This is a genomic window from Micromonospora sp. LZ34 (assembly GCF_052981855.1).
Genome location: NZ_JBRIQN010000002.1, coordinates 328,419 through 352,729, shown reverse-complemented (window position 1 = coordinate 352,729; position 24,311 = coordinate 328,419). Strand labels below are relative to the sequence as shown.

22 protein-coding genes and 1 tRNA gene are annotated in these 24,311 nt (G+C 70.1%); all 23 read right to left on the bottom strand.

Features of this window, described 5'->3' with window-relative positions:
• Positions 1–12: 12 nt before the first annotated feature.
• Entirely contained in the window at positions 13–852 is an 840-nt protein-coding gene (rplB, locus tag ACVCAH_RS04010) for a 50S ribosomal protein L2 (RefSeq protein WP_447134656.1), read from the bottom strand.
• A 12-nt stretch (positions 853–864) separates the two neighbouring features.
• Positions 865–1,167: a 50S ribosomal protein L23 gene (rplW, locus tag ACVCAH_RS04005; protein ID WP_447134655.1), complete on the bottom strand. Its 303-nt coding sequence runs from the start codon at positions 1,165–1,167 to the stop codon at positions 865–867.
• Positions 1,164–1,814 (bottom strand): 50S ribosomal protein L4, encoded by a 651-nt coding sequence (rplD, locus tag ACVCAH_RS04000; RefSeq protein ID WP_447134654.1) that lies wholly within the window; start codon positions 1,812–1,814, stop codon positions 1,164–1,166. Before rplD ends, rplW begins: the two co-directional genes overlap by 4 nt.
• Entirely contained in the window at positions 1,811–2,476 is a 666-nt protein-coding gene (gene rplC / locus ACVCAH_RS03995; RefSeq protein WP_447134653.1) for a 50S ribosomal protein L3, read from the bottom strand. The genes rplD and rplC overlap by 4 nt, the downstream gene beginning before the upstream one ends.
• Before the next feature lie 11 nt (positions 2,477–2,487).
• Entirely contained in the window at positions 2,488–2,796 is a 309-nt protein-coding gene (gene rpsJ / locus ACVCAH_RS03990) for a 30S ribosomal protein S10 (RefSeq protein WP_007073037.1), read from the bottom strand.
• A gap of 350 nt (positions 2,797–3,146) precedes the next feature.
• Positions 3,147–4,340 carry an elongation factor Tu gene (gene tuf / locus ACVCAH_RS03985; protein WP_447134652.1) on the bottom strand — a complete coding sequence of 398 codons (1,194 nt, stop codon included), beginning with the start codon at positions 4,338–4,340 and terminating at the stop codon, positions 3,147–3,149.
• Between the two features lie 212 nt (positions 4,341–4,552).
• Positions 4,553–6,649: an elongation factor G gene (gene fusA / locus ACVCAH_RS03980; RefSeq protein ID WP_447134651.1), complete on the bottom strand. Its 2,097-nt coding sequence runs from the start codon at positions 6,647–6,649 to the stop codon at positions 4,553–4,555.
• Positions 6,650–6,724: 75 nt separating this feature from the next.
• Positions 6,725–7,195: a 30S ribosomal protein S7 gene (gene rpsG, locus ACVCAH_RS03975; protein WP_076466673.1), complete on the bottom strand. Its 471-nt coding sequence runs from the start codon at positions 7,193–7,195 to the stop codon at positions 6,725–6,727.
• 1 nt (position 7,196) lies between these two features.
• Complete coding sequence (gene rpsL / locus ACVCAH_RS03970) at positions 7,197–7,517, bottom strand: 30S ribosomal protein S12 (RefSeq protein WP_447134650.1); 321 nt, start codon at positions 7,515–7,517, stop codon at positions 7,197–7,199.
• Between the two features lie 622 nt (positions 7,518–8,139).
• The gene (locus ACVCAH_RS03965; protein ID WP_447134649.1) at positions 8,140–8,520 is read right to left on the bottom strand and encodes a hypothetical protein; all 381 of its coding nucleotides are present in this window, start codon (positions 8,518–8,520) and stop codon (positions 8,140–8,142) included.
• A 680-nt stretch (positions 8,521–9,200) separates the two neighbouring features.
• Positions 9,201–9,569, bottom strand: coding sequence for a hypothetical protein (locus tag ACVCAH_RS03960; RefSeq protein WP_447134648.1), 369 nt, complete (start codon positions 9,567–9,569; stop codon positions 9,201–9,203).
• 104 nt (positions 9,570–9,673) lie between these two features.
• A complete protein-coding gene (locus ACVCAH_RS03955; RefSeq protein ID WP_447134647.1) occupies positions 9,674–13,564 on the bottom strand; it encodes a DNA-directed RNA polymerase subunit beta' in 3,891 nt (1,296 codons plus the stop codon).
• A gap of 80 nt (positions 13,565–13,644) precedes the next feature.
• On the bottom strand, positions 13,645–17,076 hold the full coding sequence (gene rpoB, locus ACVCAH_RS03950; protein WP_447134646.1) for a DNA-directed RNA polymerase subunit beta: 3,432 nt from the start codon (positions 17,074–17,076) through the stop codon (positions 13,645–13,647).
• A 572-nt stretch (positions 17,077–17,648) separates the two neighbouring features.
• Positions 17,649–18,035, bottom strand: coding sequence for a 50S ribosomal protein L7/L12 (gene rplL / locus ACVCAH_RS03945; RefSeq protein WP_363766717.1), 387 nt, complete (start codon positions 18,033–18,035; stop codon positions 17,649–17,651).
• Between the two features lie 57 nt (positions 18,036–18,092).
• Entirely contained in the window at positions 18,093–18,638 is a 546-nt protein-coding gene (gene rplJ, locus ACVCAH_RS03940; protein ID WP_357314333.1) for a 50S ribosomal protein L10, read from the bottom strand.
• A 409-nt stretch (positions 18,639–19,047) separates the two neighbouring features.
• On the bottom strand, positions 19,048–19,734 hold the full coding sequence (locus ACVCAH_RS03935; RefSeq protein WP_447134645.1) for a hypothetical protein: 687 nt from the start codon (positions 19,732–19,734) through the stop codon (positions 19,048–19,050).
• Entirely contained in the window at positions 19,731–20,858 is a 1,128-nt protein-coding gene (locus ACVCAH_RS03930; RefSeq protein WP_447134644.1) for an ATP-binding cassette domain-containing protein, read from the bottom strand. Before ACVCAH_RS03930 ends, ACVCAH_RS03935 begins: the two co-directional genes overlap by 4 nt.
• 79 nt (positions 20,859–20,937) lie before the next feature.
• Positions 20,938–21,654 (bottom strand): 50S ribosomal protein L1, encoded by a 717-nt coding sequence (gene rplA, locus ACVCAH_RS03925; protein ID WP_447134643.1) that lies wholly within the window; start codon positions 21,652–21,654, stop codon positions 20,938–20,940.
• A gap of 82 nt (positions 21,655–21,736) precedes the next feature.
• The gene (gene rplK, locus ACVCAH_RS03920; protein WP_447134642.1) at positions 21,737–22,168 is read right to left on the bottom strand and encodes a 50S ribosomal protein L11; all 432 of its coding nucleotides are present in this window, start codon (positions 22,166–22,168) and stop codon (positions 21,737–21,739) included.
• A 186-nt stretch (positions 22,169–22,354) separates the two neighbouring features.
• Complete coding sequence (gene nusG, locus ACVCAH_RS03915; RefSeq protein ID WP_447134641.1) at positions 22,355–23,077, bottom strand: transcription termination/antitermination protein NusG; 723 nt, start codon at positions 23,075–23,077, stop codon at positions 22,355–22,357.
• Between the two features lie 38 nt (positions 23,078–23,115).
• Positions 23,116–23,508, bottom strand: a complete 393-nt coding sequence (gene secE / locus ACVCAH_RS03910; protein ID WP_447134640.1) for a preprotein translocase subunit SecE — start codon at positions 23,506–23,508, stop codon at positions 23,116–23,118.
• Positions 23,509–23,717: 209 nt separating this feature from the next.
• Positions 23,718–23,790 (bottom strand) — tRNA-Trp (locus ACVCAH_RS03905).
• Between the two features lie 128 nt (positions 23,791–23,918).
• A complete protein-coding gene (locus ACVCAH_RS03900) occupies positions 23,919–24,311 on the bottom strand; it encodes a MaoC family dehydratase (protein ID WP_447134639.1) in 393 nt (130 codons plus the stop codon).

Here is a 24,311-nt window from a genome sequence, read left to right as displayed (position 1 = left end):
GTCTTATCTCCCTCAGCCGCGCTTACGCGTGGCGTAGCGGCGGCGGACGATCAGCCGGTCACTCGGCTGGCCCTTACGACGGGTGCGGCCCTCGGGCTTACCCTGCGGGTTGACCGGGTGGCGACCACCGGAGGTCTTACCCTCACCACCACCGTGCGGGTGGTCGACCGGGTTCATCGCGACACCACGGACGGTCGGGCGCTTGCCCTTCCACCGCATCCGGCCGGCCTTACCCCAGTTGATGTTCGACTGGTCGGCGTTGCCGATCTCGCCGACGCTGGCGCGGCAGCGCACGTCGACCCGCCGGATCTCACCGGAGGGCATACGCAGGGTCGCGTACGCGCCCTCGCGGCCGAGCAGCTGGATGCCGACGCCGGCCGAGCGGGCCAGCTTGGCGCCACCGCCGGGACGGAGCTCCACGTTGTGGATCGTGGTACCGACCGGGATGTTGCGCAGCGGCAGGTTGTTGCCCGGCTTGATGTCCGCGCCCGGACCCGACTCGACGGTGTCGCCCTGCTTCAGGTCCTTCGGCGCGATGATGTACCGCTTCTCGCCGTCGGCGTAGTGCAGCAGCGCGATCCGCGCGGTGCGGTTCGGGTCGTACTCGATGTGGGCGACCTTCGCCGGCACGCCGTCCTTGTCGACCCGCTTGAAGTCGATCAGACGGTACTGGCGCTTGTGACCGCCACCCTGGTGCCGGGCGGTGATCCGGCCGTGGGCGTTGCGTCCGCCCTTCTTCGGCAGCGGAACCAGCAGCGACTTCTCGGGCGTCGACCGGGTGATCTCGGCGAAGTCGGCGACGCTCGAGCCACGCCGGCCCGGCGTCGTCGGCTTGTACTTACGGATAGCCATTGTCTACACCCCTCAGCTGACCGGGCCGCCGAAGGCCTCGATACGGTCACCGTCAGCCAGCTTCACCATCGCGCGCTTGGTGGCCTTGCGCTGGCCGAACCCGGTACGGGTCCGCTTGCGCTTGCCCTCGCGGTTGAGCGTGTTGACCGTCAGGACGCGGACGTCGAAGATCTGCTGGATAGCGATCTTGATCTCCGTCTTGTTCGCGTCCGGGTGCACCAGGAAGGTGTACCAGTTGCGGTTCAGCTCGCTGTAGCTCTTCTCCGAGACGACCGGCGCCACGATGATGTCGCGCGGGTCGGCGATCGTGCTCACTTGCCACCCTCCTCGGTGGTCTCGGCGGGAACACCCAGGAACTCGTCCAGGGCGTCCTTGGTGAAGACCACGTCGTCGGCCACCAGCACGTCGTACGTGTTGAGCTGGCCGGCCTCGATCAGGTGCACCCGCGGCTCGTTGCGCAGCGACACCCAGTTCAGCTCGTCGGTGCTGCTCAGCACGACCAGCACCCGGCGGGCGTCGGTCAGCTTGGCCAGCGTGGCCAGGGCGGCCTTGGTCGACGGCTTCTCGCCCGAGACGAACGCCTCGACGACGTGCACCTGCCCGGCGCGGGCCCGGTCGGAGAGGGCGCCGCGCAGCGCGGCCGCCTTCATCTTCTTCGGGGTCCGCTGGCTGTAGTCGCGCGGCACGGGACCGTGCACCACGCCACCGCCGGCGAACTGCGGCGCGCGGATCGAGCCCTGCCGGGCACGACCGGTGCCCTTCTGCTTGTACGGCTTCTTGCCGCCGCCGGCGACCTCGCCGCGGGTCTTGGTCTTGTGCGTGCCCTGCCGGGCCGCCGCGAGCTGAGCCACCACGACCTGGTGCATCAGCGCGACGTTGGCCTGCGTGTCGAAGATGTCGGCGGGCAGCTCGACCGAGCCGCTCTTGGTGCCTTCGACCGTGAGGACGTCAACGGTGGTCACTTGGCCGCACCGCCCTTCTTCGCCTTGGTCTTGGCCGCACTGCGGACCAGGACCAGCGCGCCCTTGGGGCCGGGAATGGCGCCACGGACGAGCAGGAGGTTGTTCTCGGTGTCGACCGCCTGGACGGTCAGGTTCTGGACGGTGTAGCGCCCGCCACCCATCCGGCCGGCCATCCGCACGCCCTTGAAGACGCGACCCGGGGTGGACGCCCCGCCGATGGAGCCGGGCGAGCGGTGCTTGCGCTCGACACCGTGGCTGGCGCGCAGACCGTGGAAGCCGTGCCGCTTCATGACACCCGCGAAGCCCTTGCCCTTGGTCTTGCCGGTCACGTCGACCGACATGCCGGGCGGGAACTCCTCGACCGTGACCTCCTGGCCCAGCGAGTAGTCCGCGGCGTCCGCGGTGCGCAGCTCGACGATGTGCCGGCGCGGCGCCACGTCCGCCTTCGCGTAGTGCCCGCTGACCGGCTTCTTGACCTTGCGCGGGTCGATCGTGCCGTACGCCAGCTGGACCGCGGAGTAACCGTCCTTGTCGGCGTCACGAACCTGGGTGATGACGCAGGGGCCGGCCTGAACCACGGTCACCGGGACAACTCGGTTGTTGTCCCAGACCTGGGTCATGCCGAGCTTCGCGCCCAGGATCCCCTTAACTTGCCTGTCCATTTGTCCGGTCCCTACAGCTTGATCTCGATGTCGACGCCAGCCGGCAGGTCGAGGCGCATGAGCGAGTCGACCGTCTTCGGGGTCGGGTCGATGATGTCGATCAGCCGCTTGTGCGTGCGCATCTCGAAGTGCTCGCGCGAGTCCTTGTACTTGTGCGGCGAGCGGATAACGCAGAAACGGTTGATCTCCGTGGGCAGCGGCACCGGGCCTGCGACCTGCGCCCCGGTGCGCGTCACCGTCTCGACGATCTTCCGAGCCGAGGAGTCGACGACCTCGTGGTCATAGGCCTTGAGCCGGATGCGGATCTTCTGTCCCGCCATGGTGGCTTCTGTTCCTTCTCTCGATGCCGCTGTGTTGCGGGCGCCTGTACCGGCTGGTACAGGCCCACTTCGCCGACCCCCGCGGTCGGGCGTGTCGCGCCCTCGGGCCAGGCTCCGCCCCGGGGCTCCGGAGCGGTTCTGACCTCGCGGTGGGTCAAGGCGCCGATCGCACTACCGCGACCTGAACGCCGTGCGAGGGTGGTTGGCGGACGGGCCGCCAACCACCCTACGCCCGACTGTCCTACCGCTCGGAGGTTCGGCGAACGCCGAACACGAGCGACGAACTGTCGTTACGCAACCTGACTAGTATGCCGCACGACCGGCGGCGGGTCTAATCGGGGTTACCCAGCTCACTTGATGATCTTGGTGACGAACCCGGCGCCGACGGTGCGGCCACCCTCGCGGATCGCGAACTTGAGGTTCTCCTCCATGGCGATGGGCTGGATCAGCTTCACCGTCATGGTGGTGTTGTCACCCGGCATGACCATCTCGGTGCCCTCGGGGAGCGTGACGACACCGGTGACGTCCGTGGTCCGGAAGTAGAACTGCGGACGGTAGTTCTGGAAGAACGGGGTGTGCCGGCCGCCCTCCTCCTTGGAGAGGATGTAGACGGTCGCCTCGAACTCCGTGTGCGGGGTCGTGGTGCCCGGCTTGACGACGACCATGCCGCGCTCGACGTCCTCGCGCTTGATGCCGCGCAGCAGCAGACCGACGTTCTCACCCGCGCGGGCCTCGTCGAGCAGCTTGCGGAACATCTCGATGCCGGTGCAGACCGTCCGCTGCGACTTCTCGCGGATACCGACGATCTCCACCTCCTCGTTTGGCTTGAGGATGCCGCGCTCCGCGCGACCGGTGACGACGGTGCCCCGACCGGTGATCGTGAAGACGTCCTCGATCGGCATCAGGAACGGCTTCTCGGTCTCGCGCTCCGGCTGCGGGATCGCGGTGTCGACGGCCGTCATCAGGTCCATCAGCTTGCCGGTCCACTCGGGGTCACCCTCGAGGGCCTTCAGCGCCGACACGCGGACGACCGGCAGGTCGTCGCCCGGGTACTCCTGCGACGAGAGCAGCTCGCGGACCTCGAGCTCGACGAGCTCCAGGAGCTCCTCGTCGTCGACCATGTCGCTCTTGTTGAGCGCCACGACGATGTACGGCACGCCGACCTGGCGGGCCAGCAGCACGTGCTCGCGGGTCTGCGGCATCGGGCCGTCGGTCGCCGCCACCACCAGGATCGCGCCGTCCATCTGCGCGGCACCGGTGATCATGTTCTTGATGTAGTCGGCGTGACCGGGGCAGTCGACGTGCGCGTAGTGCCGCGCCTCGGTCTGGTACTCGACGTGCGCGATCGAGATCGTGATGCCGCGGGCCTTCTCCTCCGGCGCCTTGTCGATCTCGTCGAACGGCGTGTACGGGTTCAGGTCCGGGAACTGGTCGTGCAGGACCTTGGTGATGGCCGCCGTCAGCGTCGTCTTACCGTGGTCGATGTGACCAATGGTGCCGATGTTGACGTGCGGCTTAGTCCGCTCGAACTTCGCCTTCGCCACTGGTGTCCTCCTGTGGACTTCTTGGTTCGTACGCCCGGCGCGCCGGTCGGCGCTTAGGACTCTGTCGACAGCCTTTCCGGCCTGGCGGCCGGAGAGCTTGGTGGGTTCTGCGGCGGTGAAGCCTACAGGCCCGGTCTCACACAACCCGACCGTGGTGGCCGCGGGCGGGAGCACCCTCCCGCGACCGTCCACGGATCATCAGCTCAGGTGAGTCACTCACCCGTCGCCTTGGCGATGATCTCCTTCGCCACGCTGGCCGGAACCTCGGCGTAGGAGTCGAACTGCATGCTGTAGCTAGCCCGGCCCTGGGTCTTCGACCGCAGGTCGCCGACGTAGCCGAACATCTCCGACAACGGCACCAGGGCGCGGACGACGCGGGCACCGCCGCGCTCCTCCATCGCCTGGATGATGCCACGGCGGGAGTTGAGGTCGCCGATGACGTCACCCATGTTCTCCTCCGGAGTGGTGACCTCAACGGCCATCATCGGCTCGAGCAGCGCCGGGTCGGCCTTGCGGGCCGCCTCCTTCAGCGCCATCGAGCCGGCGATCTTGAACGCCATCTCGGACGAGTCGACCTCGTGGTACTGACCGTCCACCAGGGTCAGCTTGACACCCACCAGCGGGAAGCCGGCGAGAATGCCGTACTGCATGGCGTCCTGGGCGCCCGCGTCCACCGACGGGATGAACTCCCGGGGGATGCGGCCACCGGTGACGGCGTTCGCGAACTCGTAGGTCGGAGCGTCGTTCCCCAGCGGCAGCGGCTCCAGGCTGATGATCACCCGGGCGTACTGGCCGGAACCACCGGTCTGCTTCTTGTGGGTGTACTCGACCTTCTCCACCGTGCGGCGGATGGTCTCGCGGTACGCCACCTGCGGCTTACCGATGTTCGCCTCGACGTTGAACTCGCGGCGCATCCGGTCGACCAGGATGTCCAGGTGCAGCTCGCCCATGCCGGAGATGACCGTCTGGCCGGTCTCCTCGTCCAGCTTGACGCGGAAGGTCGGGTCCTCCTCGGCCAGCCGCTGGATGGCGGTGCTGAGCTTCTCCTGGTCGGCCTTGGTCTTCGGCTCGATGGCGACCTCGATGACCGGCTCCGGGAAGGTCATCGACTCAAGGATGACCGGGTTCGCCGGGTCGCACAGGGTGTCACCGGTGGTCGTCTGCTTGAGACCCTGGACCGCGATGATGTCGCCAGCCTTGGCGGAGCTGCGCTCCTCCCGCTTGTTGGCGTGCATCTGGTAGATCTTGCCGATGCGCTCCTTGCGGTCCTTGGTGGAGTTGATCACCTGGGACCCGGACTCGACCACGCCGGAGTAGACCCGGACGTAGGTGAGCTTACCGAGGTGCTTGTCGGTCTGGATCTTGAAGGCCAGGCCGGCGAACGGCTCCGTGGTGGACGGCTTCCGCTGCAGCGGGGTCTCGCCGTCGGTCGCGGTGCCCTCGATCGCCGGGATGTCCAGCGGCGACGGCAGGAAGTCGACCACGGCGTCGAGCATCGGCTGAACGCCCTTGTTCTTGAACGCGGAGCCGCAGAGCACCGGGTTGGCCTTGCCGGCGATGGTGGCGCGCCGGATGGCGGCCTTGATCTCCTCGACGGAGATCTCGTCGCCCTCCAGGTACTTCTCCATCACCGAGTCGTCGACGTCGGCCAGGGTCTCCATCAGCTTCTCGCGCCACTCGGCCGCGGAGTCGGCCAGCTCGGCCGGGATCTCCTCGATCGCGTAGTCCTCACCCTTCTGGGTCTCCCCGCGCCAGGTGAGGGCGCGCATGCCGATCAGGTCGACGACACCGATGTGGTCGCCCTCGAGCCCGATCGGGATCTGCAGAACCAGCGGGGTGGCGTTGAGCCGGTCGATCATCATCTGCACGCAGCGGAAGAAGTCGGCGCCGGTCCGGTCGAGCTTGTTGACGAAGCACATCCGGGGGACGTTGTACTTGTCGGCCTGGCGCCAGACGTTCTCCGTCTGGGGCTCCACGCCGGCGACACCGTCGTACACGGCGACCGCACCGTCCAGCACCCGCAGCGACCGCTCCACCTCGACCGTGAAGTCGACGTGGCCGGGCGTGTCGATGATCTGGATCGTGTGGCCCTTCCACTCGCACTTGGTGGCGGCGGAAGTGATGGTGATACCGCGCTCCTGCTCCTGCTCCATCCAGTCCATGACGGCGGCGCCCTCGTGGACCTCACCGATCTTGTACGTGATGCCGGTGTAGAACAGGATCCGCTCGGTGGTAGTGGTCTTACCGGCATCGATGTGCGCCATGATGCCGATGTTGCGTACGTTGGCGAGCGCGTCTGCGGCGGCCACTTCAATCCCTACTTATCGTCGTCTCGACACAACTGGTGGCGGTTCCGGCGCCCGTGGGGCGCCGGAACCAGGGTGTTACCAGCGGTAGTGCGCGAAGGCCTTGTTGGACTCGGCCATCTTGTGCGTGTCCTCGCGCCGCTTGACGGCGGCACCGAGGCCGTTGCTCGCGTCCAGCAGCTCGTTCATCAGCCGCTCGACCATGGTCTTCTCGCGCCGGGCGCGGGAGTAGGTGACCAGCCAGCGCAGGCCCAGGGTGGTCGCCCGGGCCGGGCGCACCTCGACCGGCACCTGGTAGGTGGCGCCACCGACTCGGCGGCTGCGCACCTCGAGGGTCGGCTTGACGTTGTCCATCGCCCGCTTCAGGGTGACGACCGGGTCGGTGCCGGACTTCTCGCGGCAGCCCTCGAGGGCCGCGTACACGATGCTCTCGGCGAGCTGGCGCTTGCCGCGCAGCAGAATCTTGTTGACCAACTGGGTGACCAGCGGCGAGTTGTACACCGGGTCAGCGACCAGCGGCCGCCGCGGAGCGGGTCCCTTACGCGGCATGTCAGCTCTTCTCCTTCTTCGCGCCGTAACGGCTGCGCGCCTGCTTGCGGTTACGGACACCCTGGGTGTCCAGCGAACCGCGGACGATCTTGTAACGCACGCCGGGGAGGTCCTTCACCCGGCCGCCGCGAACGAGCACGATCGAGTGCTCCTGCAGGTTGTGGCCGACACCCGGGATGTAGGCGGTCACCTCGATCTGGCTGCTGAGCTTGACACGAGCGACCACGCCGCGCCGCTGAGGGGAACCCTTCAGCGCCGGGGTCTTGGTCTTGCTCGTCTTCGCCTGGCGGCCCTTTCGGACCAGCTGCTGGATCGTGGGCACCGGGTTTCTCCGCTCCCTTCGGCCGCAGGTTGTGCGGCCGCGCCGTCTGCCGTAGCCGACCTGATGATCGGCCCTCCTACATTCCGACCAGGGCCCCGCAGGGAGGTCCCGGCACCCGCGGTCGGGCGTGTCGCCCAGATCACGGTCCCGGTGCGGACGCGCGCGCTCGTACCGGGGTCTGTCACCGGCACACGGCTCTCCGCGCACCGGGTCTTCTGGTCTCTGTCGTGCTGCCGGCCGCTCTCCGGCTTCACCGGAACCAGCGCACGCACGAGTTGCCCGGGCTGGCCCGGGCACAAGGGGAAAGAGTACCTACCACAGCCGCACAGGTCAAAACGGAATGGCTCGCCCGGCCGTGTCACCGCCCGTGGATCGTTCCGCCGCGCCCGCCCGCCCGTGATGGGCACCTACAGACACAAGTGTACCGGCTTCTCCGCAGCACGGCCCGTCGGCCCCGGGTCGGCCGGTCCCACCTGCTGGGCGTCGCTGTCAGACAGGTAGGTCGTCCGTGCGAAAACCGGGCACCGCGCCTCGCACGGGACACCGCCGGACATCGGTCCCTGCCGCGCCCAGCGGCGCCCGGCCCGCGCCGGCGGTGACCGGCGCATGGTCACCGGTCCGCTCAGCCGAGCGACAGCAGCACCGCCAGCGCCAGCCCGAGCAGGCTGAGCCCCAGCCCCGACGCGCCGCAACTGATCCCGGCCACGGCCAGGCCGCGGCCGGTGAAGCGGACGGCGGGCGGCGCCGCCGGGCGGCGGATCTGCCGCAGGCCGAGCAGGCCGGCCACCGCCGCACCCGTCCCGGCCAGCACGCCGAGCACGGTGAACGCGCCGGAGGCCCAGACGCCGCCGGTGGACGACCCGATCGCGCCGAAGCAGAAGACCAGCACCGAGACTCCGATCGCGGCGATCCCGGCCACCAGCGAGCCCACCGCCAGGCCGGAGGTGACCGGTGGCACGTCGAGGTGCACCACGGCGAACGGCGTGCCGGGCACCGGGTCCACCCGCCGGGGCGGGCGGGGCGTCTCCCGGGGCGGCGGGGGCAGGCCCGGCGGAGCAGCCTGGCCGGGCGACCCCCACGCGCCGGGGGACGGCTGGCCCGCCGGCGCTGGCCAACCGGAGACCGGCTGACCGGCCGGGGCACCCCACGGAGTCCCGGACGGCTGACCCGACGGAGACCCCCACGGAGTGGCGGACGGCTGACCCGACGGAGACCCCCACGGGCTCCCGGACGGCTGAGCTGACGCTGCGCCCCACGGGCTCACCGGCGGTTGGGCGGCCGGAGACCCCCACGGGATCACCGCCGGAGCGCCACCGGCCGGCGGCTGGTCCGCCGCGGGGACGGGCGCGCCGGGCGACGACGTCGGCGCCGGGGCGGGTCCCGCGGGCGGGGACGACGGCTGCGCCGGGTCCGGTGTGCCCGGCGGCGAGGACGGGGCGGACGGGTACCCGACGGGCGGCGCGCCGCCGGGCGCGGAATCGGGGCGGGCCCACTCGCTGCCGGTGGCCGGCACGGCGTCCGCGCCGCCGGCGGCGGACTGCCCGGGGTCACCGCCCGTGGGGCGCGCCGGTTCCGTCACGAACTCCTCCTGTCGGCCGTCCACCGCCGCGCGACGGACATCGGCCAGGCTACCGCCGCGGCGCCAGCCGGCCGCGCCCGGCGGGAGCCGTTCCCTCGCCGGCGTCAGTCCACGTTCGGCGCGAAGTCCTGCCCGAAGGGCGCGTCGGCCAGCCGGACCACGCCGACCACTACCGCGGCCACCAGACTGACCGCGACCAGCGCCAGGCCCGTCCAGGCCAGCTGCTCCCCCCGACGCAGCCAGGCCGCGCCGGTCAGGAAGCCGCCCGAGGCGTACGCCTCCCGGCGCGCCTGCCGGGCCAGCTGGAGCGCCACCGTGGCCGGCACCACCCCGCCCACGAAGAGGCCGGTGAGCGCACCGATCAGCCCCAGCGCGAAGACCGCCCTGGCCTTGGTGGCCCGGGCCGGGTCCGGGTCGAGCGGGTGGCGCAGCGTCTGCGGGGCGACGGGCACCTGCCCGGGTGCGGTCGTCATGTCCACCATCATGCCCCGGCGACCCGCCACCGGCAGGGCACTCCCCCGGCCCGGACACGACGAGGCCCCCGGCGGCTGCCGGGGGCCTCGTGCGTTCGTGCGGACTAGCGGTACGACCCGAAGTCGAAGTCGTCCAGCGGGACCGCCTGGCCGCTGGCCGGCCCGAAGCCGTAGTCGGTCTCCGGGTAGCCGGTCATCGAGTAGACCTTGGCCTTCGCCTCCTCGGTCGGCTCGACCCGGACGTTGCGGTACTTGCTGATGCCGGTACCGGCCGGGATGAGCTTACCGATGATCACGTTCTCCTTGAGACCGATCAGCGAGTCGCTGCGGGCGTGGATCGCCGCGTCCGTCAGCACCCGGGTGGTCTCCTGGAAGGAGGCCGCCGACAGCCAGGAGTCCGTGGCCAGCGAGGCCTTGGTGATACCCATCAGCACCGGGCGACCGGCGGCGGGCTCGCCGCCCTCGGAGACGAGTCGGCGGTTCTCCGACTCGAACAGCGCCCGGTCGACCAGCACACCCGGCAGGAACTCGGTCGAGCCGGAGTCGATGACCGTCACCCGCTTGAGCATCTGGCGGATGATGATCTCGATGTGCTTGTCGTGGATGAGCACACCCTGCGAGCGGTAGACCTCCTGGACCTCCTGGGTCAGGTGGACCTGGACCGCGCGCGGGCCGAGGATGCGCAGCAGCTCGTGCGGGTCGATGGTGCCCTCGGTGAGCTTCTCGCCGACCTCGACGTGATCGCCGTCGTGGGCCCGCAGCCGGACCCGCTTGGAGATCTTGTCGTAGACGATCTCGTCACTGCCGTCGTCCGGCACCACGATGATCTTCCGCGACCGCTCGCCGTCCTCGATCCGGATCCGGCCGGGGGTGTCGGCGATGGGCGCCTTACCCTTCGGGACCCGGGCCTCGAAGATCTCCTGGACACGCGGCAGACCCTGGGTGATGTCCTCACCCGCGACACCACCGGTGTGGAAGGTACGCATCGTCAGCTGCGTACCCGGCTCACCGATCGACTGGGCGGCGATGATGCCGACCGCCTCGCCGACGTCCACGGTCTTGCCGGTCGGCAGCGAGCGGCCGTAGCACGCACCGCAGACGCCCAGCTTCGACTCGCAGGTGAGCACGCTGCGCACCCGGACCGTCTCCACCCCGGCGGCGACGATCTTGTCGACCAGGATCGAGTTGATGTCCGAGCCCCGCTCGGCGACGACGGTGCCGTCCGGCCCCTTGATGTCGTCGGCCAGGGTACGGGCGTGCACGCTGGTCTCCGCGTGCTCGTGCACGATGAGCCGGCCGTCCTCGGTGCGCTGGCCGATCTGCATCGGGATCGCCCGGTCGGTGCCGCAGTCCTCCTCGCGGATGATCACGTCCTGCGAGACGTCCACCAGACGACGGGTCAGGTAACCCGAGTCGGCGGTACGCAGGGCGGTGTCGGCGAGACCCTTGCGAGCACCGTGCGTGGAGATGAAGTACTCCAGCACGGACAGACCCTCCCGGTAGCTGGCCTTGATCGGCCGCGGGATGATCTCACCCTTGGGGTTGGCCACCAGACCACGGATCGCCGCGATCTGCCGGAGCTGGAGCAGGTTACCGCGGGCACCCGAGTTGATCATCTTCCACAGCGGGTTCTCCTGCGGCAGCGCGGTGTCCATCTCCTTGGCGACCTCGTTGGTCGCCTTGGTCCAGATCTCGATGAGCTCGCCGCGGCGCTCCTCGGCGGTCATCAGACCACGCTGGTACTGCTTGTCGATCCGGTCGGCTTCCTTCTCGTACCGCTCCAGGATCTCCGCCTTGCGCGGCGGAGCGATGACGTCCTCCATGCCGATTGTCACGCCGGACCAGGTGGCCCAGTGGAAGCCGGCCTCCTTGAGCCCGTCCAGGGTGGCCGCCAGGGCCACCTTGGGGAAGCGCTCGGCGAGGTCGTTGACGATCGCGGAGAGCTGACCCTTGCGGATCTCGTAGTTCACGAAGCGGTAGCCCTGCGGCAGCGTCTCGTTGAACAGCACCCGGCCGAGGGTGGTCTCCACGGTCAGCGCCTCGCCCTCGACCCAGCCCTCCGGGGCGGTCCACGGCTCGGCGCCGGCACCGTTGTCGACCCCGACCACGCCGCGCAGCCGGATCTGCACCGGAGCCTGCAGGTGCAGCTCGCCGTTGTCGTACGCCATCCGCGCCTCGGCGTCCGAGCTGAACGCCCGGCCCGCACCCTTCTCGTCGGGCGTGAGGTGGGTGAGGTGGTAGAGACCGATGACCATGTCCTGGGTGGGCATGGTGACCGGCTTGCCGTCGGCCGGCTTGAGGATGTTGTTCGACGACAGCATCAGGATCCGCGCCTCGGCCTGGGCCTCGGCGGACAGCGGCACGTGCACCGCCATCTGGTCACCGTCGAAGTCGGCGTTGAATGCGGTGCAGACCAGCGGGTGGATCTGGATGGCCTTGCCCTCGACCAGCTGCGGCTCGAAGGCCTGGATGCCCAGCCGGTGCAGGGTCGGCGCCCGGTTGAGCAGCACCGGGTGCTCGCCGATGACCTCTTCCAGCACGTCCCACACGACCGGGCGCTGCCGCTCGACCATCCGCTTGGCGGACTTGATGTTCTGCGCGTGGTTGAGGTCGACCAGCCGCTTCATCACGAACGGCTTGAACAGCTCCAGCGCCATCTGCTTGGGCAGGCCGCACTGGTGCAGCTTGAGCTTCGGGCCGACCACGATGACCGAACGGCCGGAGTAGTCGACGCGCTTGCCCAGCAGGTTCTGCCGGAACCGGCCCTGCTTGCCCTTGAGCATGTCGGACAGCGACTTGAGCGGGCGGTTGCCCGGGCCGGTGACCGGCCGGCCGCGGCGGCCGTTGTCGAACAGCGCGTCGACGGCCTCCTGCAGCATCCGCTTCTCGTTGTTCACGATGATCTCGGGCGCGCCGAGGTCGATCAGCCGCTTGAGCCGGTTGTTCCGGTTGATCACCCGGCGGTACAGGTCGTTCAGGTCGGAGGTCGCGAAGCGGCCACCGTCGAGCTGCACCATCGGGCGCAGGTCCGGCGGGATGACCGGGACGCAGTCCAGCACCATGCCGAGCGGCGAGTTGCGGGTGTTGAGGAACGCCGCGACGACCTTGAGCCGCTTGAGCGCGCGGATCTTCCGCTGCCCCTTGCCGGAGCGGATGGTCTCCCGCAGGCTCTCCGCCTCGGCGTCGAGGTCCATGTTCTGGACCAGCGCCTTGATGGCCTCGGCGCCCATGCCGCCGGTGAAGTACTCACCGAACCGGTCCCGCAGCTCGCGGTAGAGCAGCTCGTCGGTGACCAGCTGCTTCGGCTCCAGCTTGCGGAAGGTGTCCAGCACCTCGTCCAGGCGGTCGATCTCGCGCTGGGCCCGGTCGCGGATCTGGCGCATCTCGCGCTCTCCGCCCTCCTTGACCTTGCGCCGGACGTCCGCCTTGGCACCCTCGGCCTCCAGCTCGGCCAGGTCGGCCTCGAGCTTGGCGGCCCGCTTCTCGATCTCCGAGTCGCGGCTGTTCTCGGCCTGCCGCTTCTCGGCCAGGATCTCGTTCTCGATGGTCGAGAGGTCGCGGTGACGCGCCTCGGCGTCCACGCTGGTCACGACGTACGAGGCGAAGTAGATGATCTTCTCGAGGTCCTTGGGGGCGAGGTCCAGCAGGTAGCCCAGCCGGCTCGGCACGCCCTTGAAGTACCAGATGTGGGTCACCGGAGCGGCCAGCTCGATGTGCCCCATCCGCTCACGGCGGACCTTGGACCGGGTCACCTCGACGCCGCAGCGCTCGCAGATGATGCCCTTGAACCGGACCCGCTTGTACTTACCGCAGTAGCACTCCCAGTCCCGCTGCGGACCGAAGATCTTCTCGCAGAAGAGCCCGTCCTTTTCCGGCTTCAGGGTGCGGTAGTTGATCGTCTCAGGCTTCTTGACCTCGCCGTGGGACCACTGACGGATGTCGTCGGCGGTGGCGAGGCCGATACGCAGCTCGTCGAAGAAGTTGACGTCGAGCACTATGTCCCCTATGTCGTCGTCTGTACTGCTAGCTAGTGGGTGGGGTCGGGAGCCGGCGAGCCGGCTCCCGACCGCTCACCTCAGACCTCTTCGACCGAGCTCGGCTCGCGCCGGGACAGGTCGATGCCCAGCTCCTCCGCGGCCCGGAACACCTCGTCGTCGGTCTCGCGCATCTCCAGGGCCACACCGTCGCTGGAGAGCACCTCGACGTTGAGGCACAGCGACTGCAGCTCCTTGAGCAGCACCTTGAACGACTCCGGGATGCCCGGCTCGGGGATGTTCTCGCCCTTGACGATGGCCTCGTAGACCTTCACCCGGCCGAGGACGTCGTCGGACTTGATGGTCAGCAGCTCCTGCAGGGCGTAGGCGGCGCCGTACGCCTGCATGGCCCAGCACTCCATCTCACCGAAGCGCTGGCCACCGAACTGCGCCTTACCACCCAGCGGCTGCTGCGTGATCATCGAGTACGGGCCGGTCGACCGGGCGTGGATCTTGTCGTCGACCAGGTGGTTGAGCTTCAGGATGTAGATGTAGCCGACCGCGATCGGGTCCGGCAGCGGCTCGCCGGAGCGACCGTCGAACAGCTGCGCCTTGCCGCTGGAGCCGATCAGCTGCTTGCCGTCCCGGTTGGGCAGGGTCGACGCGAGCAGACCGGAGATCTCCGCCTCGCGGGCACCGTCGAAGACCGGCGTGGCCACGTTGGTGTCCGGCTCGGACTCGTGCGCGTCGATCGACCGGAGCTGACGCTTCCAGTCCGTGTCGTCACCGTCGACGCTCCAACCGGTCTTGGCCACCCAGCCGAGGTGCGTCTCCAGCACCTGGCCGATGTTCATCCGGCTCGGCACACCCAGCGGGTTGAGCACGATGTCGACCGGGGTGCCGTCCTCCAGGAACGGCATGTCCTCGATCGGCAGGATCTTCGAGATGACGCCCTTGTTGCCGTGGCGGCCGGCGAGCTTGTCACCGTCCTGGATCTTCCGCTTCTGGGCGACGTAGACCCGGACCAGCTCGTTGACGCCCGGCGGCAGCTCGTCGCCGTCCTCGCGGGAGAAGGTACGCACGCCGATGACCGTGCCGGTCTCACCGTGCGGCACCTTCAGCGAGGTGTCCCGGACCTCGCGCGCCTTCTCGCCGAAGATCGCGCGGAGCAGCCGCTCCTCCGGGGTCAGCTCGGTCTCGCCCTTGGGCGTGACCTTGCCGACCAGGATGTCGCCGGGGACGACCTCGGCGCCGATCCGGATGATGCCGCGCTCGTCGAGGTCGGCGAGCATCTCCTCGCTGACGTTCGGGATGTCGCGGGTGATCTCCTCCGGACCCAGCTTGGTGTCCCGGGCGTCGACCTCGTGCTCCTCGATGTGGATCGAGGTGAGCACGTCCTGCTGCACGAGGCGCTGCGACAGGATGATCGCGTCCTCGTAGTTGTGCCCCTCCCAGGTCATGAACGCCACGAGCAGGTTGCGCCCGAGCGCCATCTCGCCCTCGTCGGTGCACGGACCGTCGGCGATGACCTGGCCGGCCTCGACGCGGTCGCCCTCGAAGACCACCGGCTTCTGGTTGACGCAGGAGCCGGCGTTGGAGCGGCGGAACTTGTGCAGCAGGTACGTCCGGCGGTGGCCGTCGTCCTGGTGGACGGTGATGTAGTCGGCGCAGAGGTCCTCGATGACGCCACCGACCTCGGCGACCACCACGTCACCGGCGTCGACCGCGGCACGGTACTCCATGCCGGTGCCGACCAGCGGCGCCTCGGCCTTGACCAGCGGCACCGCCTGGCGCTGCATGTTCGCGCCCATCAGCGCCCGGTTGGCGTCGTCGTGCTCGAGGAACGGGATCATCGCGGTCGCGACCGAGACCATCTGCCGCGGCGAGACGTCCATGTAGTCCACGGCCGCCGGCGGGACGTCCTCGGTCTCGCCGCCCTTACGGCGGACCAGGACGCGGTCCTCGGCGAAGGTGCCGTCCGCCTTCAGCGGCGCGTTGGCCTGCGCCTTGACGAAGCGGTCCTCCTCGTCCGCGGTCAGGTAGTCGATCTGGTCGGTGACCCGACCGTCGACGACCTTCCGGTACGGCGTCTCGATGAAGCCGAACGGGTTGACCCGGGCGAAGGTGGACAGCGCGCCGATCAGGCCGATGTTCGGGCCTTCCGGCGTCTCGATCGGGCACATCCGGCCGTAGTGGGACGGGTGCACGTCACGGACCTCGAAGCCGGCCCGCTCCCGGGACAGACCACCCGGGCCGAGCGCGCTCAGCCGGCGCCGGTGGGTCAGGCCCGCCAGCGGGTTGGTCTGGTCCATGAACTGGGACAGCTGCGAGGTGCCGAAGAACTCCTTGATCGCCGCCACCACCGGGCGGATGTTGATCAGGGTCTGCGGCGTGATCGCCTCGACGTCCTGGGTGGTCATCCGCTCGCGGACGACCCGCTCCATCCGGGACAGGCCCACCCGGACCTGGTTCTGGATGAGCTCGCCCACGGTACGCAGGCGTCGGTTGCCGAAGTGGTCGATGTCGTCGGCCTCGTAGCCCTCCTCACCGGCGTGCAGCCGGCAGAGGTACTCCACGGTGGCGACGATGTCGTCCTCGGTGAGCGTGCCGGTGGTGATCGGCACGTCCAGCTGGAGCTTCTTGTTGAACTTGTAACGACCGACCTTGGCGACGTCGTACCGCTTCGGGTTGAAGAAGAGGTTGTCGAGCAGGGTCTGGGCGTTCTCACGGGTCGGCGGCTCGCCAGGGCGCAGCTTGCGGTAGATGTCGAGCAGCGCCTCGTCCTGGCCGGCGATGTGGTCCTTCTCGAGCGTGGTCATCATCAGCTCGGACCAGCCGAACCGCTCGCGGATCTGCTCGGCCGACCATCCGATGGCCTTGAGCAGGACCGTGACGGCCTGCCGACGCTTGCGGTCGATGCGGACGCCGACCGTGTCGCGCTTGTCGATGTCGAACTCCAGCCAGGCACCCCGGCTCGGGATGACCTTGACGCTGGAGAGGTCGCGGTCGGAGGTCTTGTCCGGCTGCTTGTCGAAGTAGACGCCCGGGGACCGGACGAGCTGGCTGACCACGACGCGCTCGGTGCCGTTGATGATGAAGGTGCCCTTCGGCGTCATCATCGGGAAGTCACCCATGAACACCGTCTGGCTCTTGATCTCGCCGGTGGTGTTGTTGGTGAACTCCGCGGTCACGAAGAGCGGCGCGCAGTAGGTGAGGTCCTTCTCCTTGCACTCCTCGATCGAGGCCTTCACCTCGTCGAAGCGCGGGGCCGAGAAGGAGAGCGACATGGTGCCGGAGAAGTCCTCAATGGGACTGATCTCGTCGAGGATCTCCGCGAGACCCGAGCGTGCGTGCGGGTCGTCCGCCGACCGGCCCTGCCAAGCCTCGTTGCCGACGAGCCAGTCGAAGGACTCGTTCTGAATGGCGAGGAGGTTGGGGACCTCGAGGTGTTCGGTGATCCTGCCGAATGAAACTCGGCGGGGAGCGAAAGCGCTCGACGTACGACTGGTCTTCGCAGGGCGGGAAGCTGCCAAGATGCGTCCTTCCGAGGACCGGTGCTGCAGAACGGCTGGTACGCGTGCACTCCAATGACCCCACCAGAAATATCCGCAAACGGACATTTCCGAGCAGGGGTCAAGTCGGAAGGCAGCGCAAACTAGCAGTGTAGCCGAGAGGCTAACCGCTGTCCAGCCCACCCCGCAGGTCGTCGCGGAACGTGCCTCGGGACCCTGTAACCGGGTCGCACCGGGCCGCTCGGAACGCAACGTTCCCGCCGGGCCGCTCGGGTGCCGCGGCCGATGGTGTCGCCGCTGCCATTACCCAAGTGGTGGCCGTTGCAAGCGCGGAAGGTCTTGCTGGTGTCAGCGTGCCTGGCAGCCCGGTGCCGCGTCAAGGGCCGGTCCCCGGGTCGCGTGTCTTTCCCACCGACGGACTACCGACAGGCGACGCCGGGCGGTCCGGCGCCGGGCGACGGACGCCCTGCTCACGCCGCTGCCGGCCGGGGCACCAACACGGCGGGCGGCGATCCGTTCCCGGATCACCGCCCGCCGCGACGCGGTGTGCCCCGGCTCACGTGAGCCGGACGCGCGCCTGGTCGTACCTCAGATCACTTGAGGGTGACCTTGGCGCCCTCGCCCTCGAGCTTGGCCTTGGCCTTCTCCGCGGTCTCCTTGTTGGCCTTCTCCAGGACCGGCTTCGGCGCGGCCTCGACCAGGTCCTTGGCCTCCTTGAGGCCCAGGCCGGTCAGCTCGCGCACGACCTTGATGACCTGGATCTTCTTGCCGCCGTCAGCCTCGAGGATGACGTCGAACTCGTCCTTCTCCTCCTCGACCGGGGCGGCGGCACCCGGGGCGCCCGGGGCAGCGGCCACCGCGACCGGAGCCGCGGCGGTGACCTCGAAGGTCTCCTCGAACTGCTTCACGAACTCGGAGAGCTCGATCAGCGTCATCTCCTTGAACGCGTCGAGCAGCTCGTCGGTGCTGAGCTTCGCCATGTCTGGCGTCCTTTCCAACTGGATCTACAAAGACTGAACTGGGTACGCCGGGAGGCCTCAGGCCGCCTCGGCGCCCTCCTTCTCGCGCTTGTCCGCCAGGGCGGCCGCCGCACGGGCGGCCTTCGAGAGCGGAGCCTGGAACAGGGCCGCGGCCTTGCTCAGGTTGCCCTTCATCGCGCCGGCCAGCTTGGCCAGCAGCACCTCACGGGACTCCAGGTCGGCGAGCTTCGTGACCTCGGCCGCAGAAATGGCCTTGCCCTCGAAGACACCGCCCTTGATGACGAGCTTCGGGTTGGCCTTCGCGAAGTCGCGAAGCCCCTTCGCCGCCTCGACGACGTCGCCCGAAACGAAAGTCAGCGCGGTAGGACCGGTGAACAGCTCGTCGAGGCCGGAGATGCCCGCGTCCGTCGCGGCACGCTTGGCCAGCGTGTTCTTCGCGACCGTGTAGCTGGTCTCCTTGCCGAGCGAGCGCCGCAGCTGGGTGAGCTGGGAAACCGTCAGACCGCGGTACTCGGTCAGCACCGTGGCACCCGCGTTCCGGAAGCTCTCGGTCAGCTCAGCGACGGCCGTGGCCTTGTCGGCCCGGATCGGCTTGTCCGCCATGTCCCTCCTCTCTCGTTGCTCGAGGCTGGTCACCGTCGGGCAGCGGGAGCTGTCGACGGTGGCGGAGGCGACACGACAACGAGAAAAGCCCCGGCGCAGGGCGCACGGGGCGAGGGCCGGCGGGCGCACGCACGGTCGGCGGACCATGCTGCACTGCCGATTTTCGCTTGCCGCCCTGCGCGGGTCGCCCGTCATCGCGGGACCTTCGACCGTGCCGAGGCACGGTGACCAGCGGTCTCTGGGTGGAACTTCGCGGCCAAGGTTACGCGACCCGCCCGGCGACCGCCAAATCGCCCCCCGGGTGGCCCGGCTCACTCCCCCGGCCACCCCGCCCGGCGAGCCAGCGCCCGACGGCGGTCCGGGTCGGGACCGGTGCCGCCCGGCCCGGCCGGCCCGCGCCGGCCGCCGGTCAGGGCCGGGACCGGCGCCGCCAGGAGTAGCCGGCGAGGGCGACCGCGCTCCAGGCCGCCGCCCACCCGGTGAGCGCGGCGCCGGTCGGCAGACTCAGGTCACCGGCGACGGCCCGGGCGGTGGCCATCACCGGTGGCGCCAGCCAGGGGGCGACCGAGCCGGTCAGGCCGAGGACGACGGCGCCGACCCCGCCGACCGCCAGCACCGCGACGCTGTACCCGGCGCTGCCCGTACTGGCCCGGCTGGCCAGCGCGCCGAGCGCCGCCGCCGGTACGACCAGCAGGTGCGCCCAGGCGCCCAGGGTGACGCCCACCACCACCGACCGGTCCCCCGGCTCGACCGGGCCGGTGACCCCACCGACCAGCCAGGGGAAGACCAGCGCGACGGCCACCGTGCCGAACGCCGCCACGCTCGCCGCCAGCAGCCCGGCCGCCTCCTCGCCCCGGACGCCGGCCAGCACCCGGGCCAGCCGGCGCTGGCCGTCCGGCTCCACGTCCAGCAGCACCTTGGTCTGCCAGGCGAGCACCGGGAAGAGCACCGCCGCCGAGACGCCGTACGCCTCCGCCGGCTGGGCCCGGCCCCCGCCGTAGAGCACGCCGAGCGCCACCAGGCCGGCGAGCACCGGGGCGAGCGCCCGGCCCGTCCGCAGGAAGCCGGCGAGCCGCAGCCGGGCCAGCGCGATCACCGGACCACCCCGCCGGGCTCGCCGGCCGCTCCCGTCGCCGAACCGGCCACCGCCGTCGCCGAACCGGCCGACGCACCGCCGGGACGGGCGTCGGCCACATCGCGATCATGATCGGTCGACGCGAGCTCCCTGTCGGCCGTCACGGAGCCGGCGGGCGGCCGGTCCGGTCCCGGTTCACCGGCGGCCTCGGCCGAACCCGCGGGCGACCCGTCCCGCCCCGGTCCGCCGGCCACGGACCCGGTGGGTGGTCCGGCCACGGACCCGGTGGGTGGTCCGGCCACGGACCCGGTGGGTGGTCCGGCCGGCTCGGGCCCGCCGGCGGCCGATGCCGGAGCGGTTACCGGGGCCGGTTCACCGGCCACCCCGGCGGGCCGTCCGGACCCGGCCGGCGCGGCGTCGGGGCGTACCCGCAGGATGTGGTGACCCTCGGCGCGCAACCGGGCGACGGTGCCGGCCACCCGCGCGGCCGGCACCGCGACCTCGACCACGGCCATCCCTGCGGCGGACGACGGCGCCTCCTCGGTGACCGTGCCGTCGGCCACCGTCCAGTGCCGCGCGCCGGGCAGCCGGACGGTCTCCCCACGGTGGTCGCTGACCAGCACCGCCCCGCCCGTGCCGAGCACCTCGTCGATCACCGCCGGGACCAGGTCGCGGGTGGCCGCGTCCAGGCCCTCCCAGGGCTCGTCGAGGACCAGCAGGCCGGGCGGGCGGAGCATCGCCTGGGCCAGGCCGACCTTCTGCGCGGTGCCCTTGGACAACTCCGGCAGCCGGACCGTGCGGAAGGCGGCCAGCCCCAGCCGGGAGGTCCAGTCGGTCACCGCCCGGCCGGCGGCCGCGGCGTCGAGGCCGGCGACCCGTGCCATGCCGGTCAGGTAGCGCTCCACGGTGAAGGGCTGGTCGGCGGGGAAGCGTTCCGGGACCCAGCCGACCCGCCGGGGGCGCTCGGTCACCCGGCCCCGGACCGGACGCAGCACCCCGGCCGCGATCTGCAGCAGGGTGGACTTCCCGGCACCGTTGCGGCCGAGCACCACCACGACCTCACCCGGACCGATCCGCGCATCCACACCCCGCAGCACCCACGGCCCCCGCCGGCGGTACCGCAACCAGACGTTCTCCAGCCGCATGCCGCGAGCCTGCCACAGCCGGACGAACGGCAGGGGCCCCGCCACGAGTCGTGGCGGGGCCCCTGCGCGGGAGTCGTGCTCAGCCCTCGGCCGGGGCCTCGCTGAGGTTCTTCACCAGCTTCGGGTCGACCGGGACACCCGGGCCCATGGTGGTGGTGAGGGTGACCTTCTTGAGGTACGTGCCCTTGGCCGCCGACGGCTTGGCTCGGAGCACCTCGTCGAGGACGGCGGCGTAGTTGTCCACCAGCTGGGTCTCGGAGAACGAGGCCTTGCCGATGATCAGGTGCAGGTTCGAGTGCTTGTCCACCCGGAAGGTGATCTTGCCGCCCTTGATGTCCTGCACCGCCTTGGTGACGTCCATGGTCACCGTGCCGGTCTTCGGGTTCGGCATGAGACCGCGCGGGCCCAGGATCCGCGCGATCCGGCCGATCTTGGCCATCTGGTCCGGCGTGGCGATCGCCGCGTCGAAGTCGAGCCAACCGCCCTGGATCCGGGCGACCAGCTCGTCGGTGCCCACCTCGTCGGCACCCGCCGCGGCGGCCTCTTCGGCCTTCGCGCCGGCGGCGAAGACGATCACGCGGGCGGTCTTACCGGTGCCGTGCGGCAGGTTGACCGTGCCGCGGACCATCTGGTCCGCCTTGCGGGGGTCGACGCCGAGGCGCATGGCGACCTCGACCGTGGCGTCGAACTTGACGTTGGTGGTCTCCTTGGCCAGCTTCACGGCCTCCGCGGGGGTGTAGAGCTTGGACCGGTCGATGACATCGGCGGCCTTGCGGTAGCTCTTGCTGCGCTGCATGTTCTGGTTACTCCTGTGGTCTCTGGCGGGCCGCGTCACCGCGCGCCCTCCCACGATCCGTTCGGGTCTGTGGTGGCCGACGTCAGTCGTTGACGACGATGCCCATCGACCGGGCGGTGCCGGCGATGATCTTCTCAGCCTGGTCGAGGTCGTTGGCGTTGAGGTCGGCCATCTTCTTCTCGGCGATCTCGCGCAGCTGGGCGCGGGTGACCGAGCCGACCTTGTCCTTCTGCGGGACGCCGGAGCCCTTCTGCACGCCGGCGGCCTTGATCAGCAGGCGGGCGGCGGGCGGGGTCTTCAGCACGAAGGTGAAGGTCCGGTCCTCGTACACGCTGATCTCGGCGGGGACGATGTCGCCCCGCTGGGACTCGGTCTGCGCGTTGTAGGACTTGCAGAACTCCATGATGTTCACGCCGTGCTGGCCGAGCGCGGGGCCGACCGGCGGCGCCGGGGTGGCCTGGCCCGCCGGCAGCTGAAGCGTGAACGTCTTGACGAGCTTCTTCTTCGGAGGCATGTCTCTTCCTGGGGCTTGGAACTGGGATTTTCGCCGGCCTGCGGGCGCGCACGGTCAGCGCGGTGCGGAGAGCCGACGTTCTAGGGTAGCGCAGCCGTCCACCACCCTCCCGGCCGAGGTCCGGGCGGGCGGCGAAACGACGCACCGGCGGCCGGCCGGGAGGCCCACCGCCGGTGCGGACGTACGTCAGATCTTGGCGACCTGGTTGAAGTTCAGCTCCACCGGCGTCTCCCGGCCGAAGATCGACACCAGCACCTTGAGCTTCTGCTGGTCGGCGTTGATCTCGCTGATCGTCGCCGGCAGCGAGGCGAAGGCGCCGTCGGTGACGGTGACCGAGTCGCCGACCTCGAAGTCGAGGACCTTGACCTCGGGCTTGGCCTTCTTCTGCTCGGTCTCGACGGCCGGCGCCAGCCACTTGAGCACCTCGTCGAGGGAGAGCGGCGCCGGGCGGTCGGCCCGGTCGGTCGCGCCCACGAAGCCGGTGACCCCCGGCGTGTTGCGCACGCACGAGTAGGACTCGGCGGTCAGCTCCATCCGGACCAGGATGTAGCCCGGGAAGACCTTGGCCTGGACCTGGGACCGCTTGCCGTTCTTGACCTCGACCTCTTCCCGGGTCGGCACCTCGACCTGGTAGATGTAGTCCTCCATGTCGAGGCTGGTGATCCGGGTCTCGAGGTTGGTCTTGACCTTGTTCTCGTAGCCGGCGTACGAGTGCACCACGTACCAGTCACCCGGCGCGTAGCGCAGCTTCTGGCGCAGCTCGGCGACCGGGTCGTACTCCTCGTCGGGCGCGGGCTCGCTGGTGGGGAACTCCGGCTCGCTGGCGGCCTCGACCGACTCGTCACCAGCCGCCGTCGCGACCGTGGACTGCTCGTCCGCGGGTTCGGCGGTCTCGTCGTACTCAGGCACGCTCGCTCACTTCCGTCACTATCGGCACAGTCAGCCGGTCAGCTGGGGTTGCCGAAGACCCACAGCACGCCCTTGGCGAAGCCGTAGTCCAGGCCGGCCACGATCGTCAGCATCACCGCGACGAAGGCGACCACCACGGCGGTGTAGGTCAGCAGCTCCTTGCGCGTCGGCCAGATGACCTTACGCAGTTCGGCGACGACCTCGCGGACGAATCGGGCGATGCGGCCGAACAGCCCCACCTTGTCGGTCTCGGCGCGGGTCTTCGGCCGGTCGGCCGACTCCGCCTTGGCCCGGGACCGGGTGGCGGTGCCACCGCCCCGGGAAACCGGCTCTTCCGCTTCGGTGGCGTCATCGTCGGCCACGTCGTCGACGACCTCGTCGTGCAGACGGTCGTCGCCGGCGTCCTCGCCGCGCCGCTTGTTGTCGGCCACTTCGCCCTCCGTGCGGGATGTCGGGTCGCACGCCGTCGGCGTGCGCGGCGTTTGGTCACGCCGGCCGGGCCCAACCGTCCCGCGACGGGCCGCGGCCGGCGGATCGACCGGGGGCCCGATGCCTCGGAGCCACCCCGCCGATGCCACCACCACGGGCCGAGCGCCGCCGGACGGCGGCGCGACCCACGGGAACGGTCAGGCCTGAGGCGCAGGGGTGACAGGACTTGAACCTGCAGCCTGCGGTTTTGGAGACCGCTGCTCTGCCAATTGAGCTACACCCCTGTGCGGCAACGCTCACCCTGCCCTGCCGCGCACGGCCGGGCAGGGATCGATTGCCCCACGGCGGACCAGTGTACGGGTAGCGGCACGACTTTCCCAACCGGTCTGCTCATCGCGCGTCGCGGGCCCGCTCAGCGGGCCGTCCGGATGGTCGCCCGGGCCTGCGACAACACCTTCTCGCCGAGACAGGTCGCGGTCACGTCGAGCCTGGTCAGACCGTCCTCGGTGACCTCCCGAACCACCGCGGTCACCTCGATCTCGGTGCCCTGGTCGTCGTCCGGGACCACCACCGGCCGGGTGAACCGCACGCCGTAGTCGACCACCGCGTCGGGCGCGCCGGCCCACTCGGTGACCGCCCGGCCGACCAGCGCCATGGTGAACATGCCGTGGGCGATCACCCCGGGCAGGCCGACCTTGGCGGCGACCCGGTCGCTCCAGTGGATCGGGTTGAAGTCGCCGGAGGCCCCGGCGTAGCGGACCAGGTCCGCCCGGGTCACCCGGAACGTCTTCGGTGGCAGCTCCAT

Coding starts and splice junctions, on each gene's coding strand:
- ACVCAH_RS03930 (WP_447134644.1), bottom strand. CDS start 20,858: ATGCGGCTGGAGAACGTCTGGTTGCGGTACCGCCGGCGGGGGCCGTGG.
- rplA (WP_447134643.1), bottom strand. CDS start 21,654: ATGCAGCGCAGCAAGAGCTACCGCAAGGCCGCCGATGTCATCGACCGG.
- rplC (WP_447134653.1), bottom strand. CDS start 2,476: ATGGACAGGCAAGTTAAGGGGATCCTGGGCGCGAAGCTCGGCATGACC.
- rpsJ (WP_007073037.1), bottom strand. CDS start 2,796: ATGGCGGGACAGAAGATCCGCATCCGGCTCAAGGCCTATGACCACGAG.
- rpsG (WP_076466673.1), bottom strand. CDS start 7,195: ATGCCGCGTAAGGGACCCGCTCCGCGGCGGCCGCTGGTCGCTGACCCG.
- rplJ (WP_357314333.1), bottom strand. CDS start 18,638: ATGGCGGACAAGCCGATCCGGGCCGACAAGGCCACGGCCGTCGCTGAG.
- rplL (WP_363766717.1), bottom strand. CDS start 18,035: ATGGCGAAGCTCAGCACCGACGAGCTGCTCGACGCGTTCAAGGAGATG.
- rplK (WP_447134642.1), bottom strand. CDS start 22,168: ATGCCTCCGAAGAAGAAGCTCGTCAAGACGTTCACGCTTCAGCTGCCG.
- ACVCAH_RS03960 (WP_447134648.1), bottom strand. CDS start 9,569: ATGACGACCGCACCCGGGCAGGTGCCCGTCGCCCCGCAGACGCTGCGC.
- ACVCAH_RS03900 (WP_447134639.1), bottom strand. CDS start 24,311: ATGGAGCTGCCACCGAAGACGTTCCGGGTGACCCGGGCGGACCTGGTC.
- rplB (WP_447134656.1), bottom strand. CDS start 852: ATGGCTATCCGTAAGTACAAGCCGACGACGCCGGGCCGGCGTGGCTCG.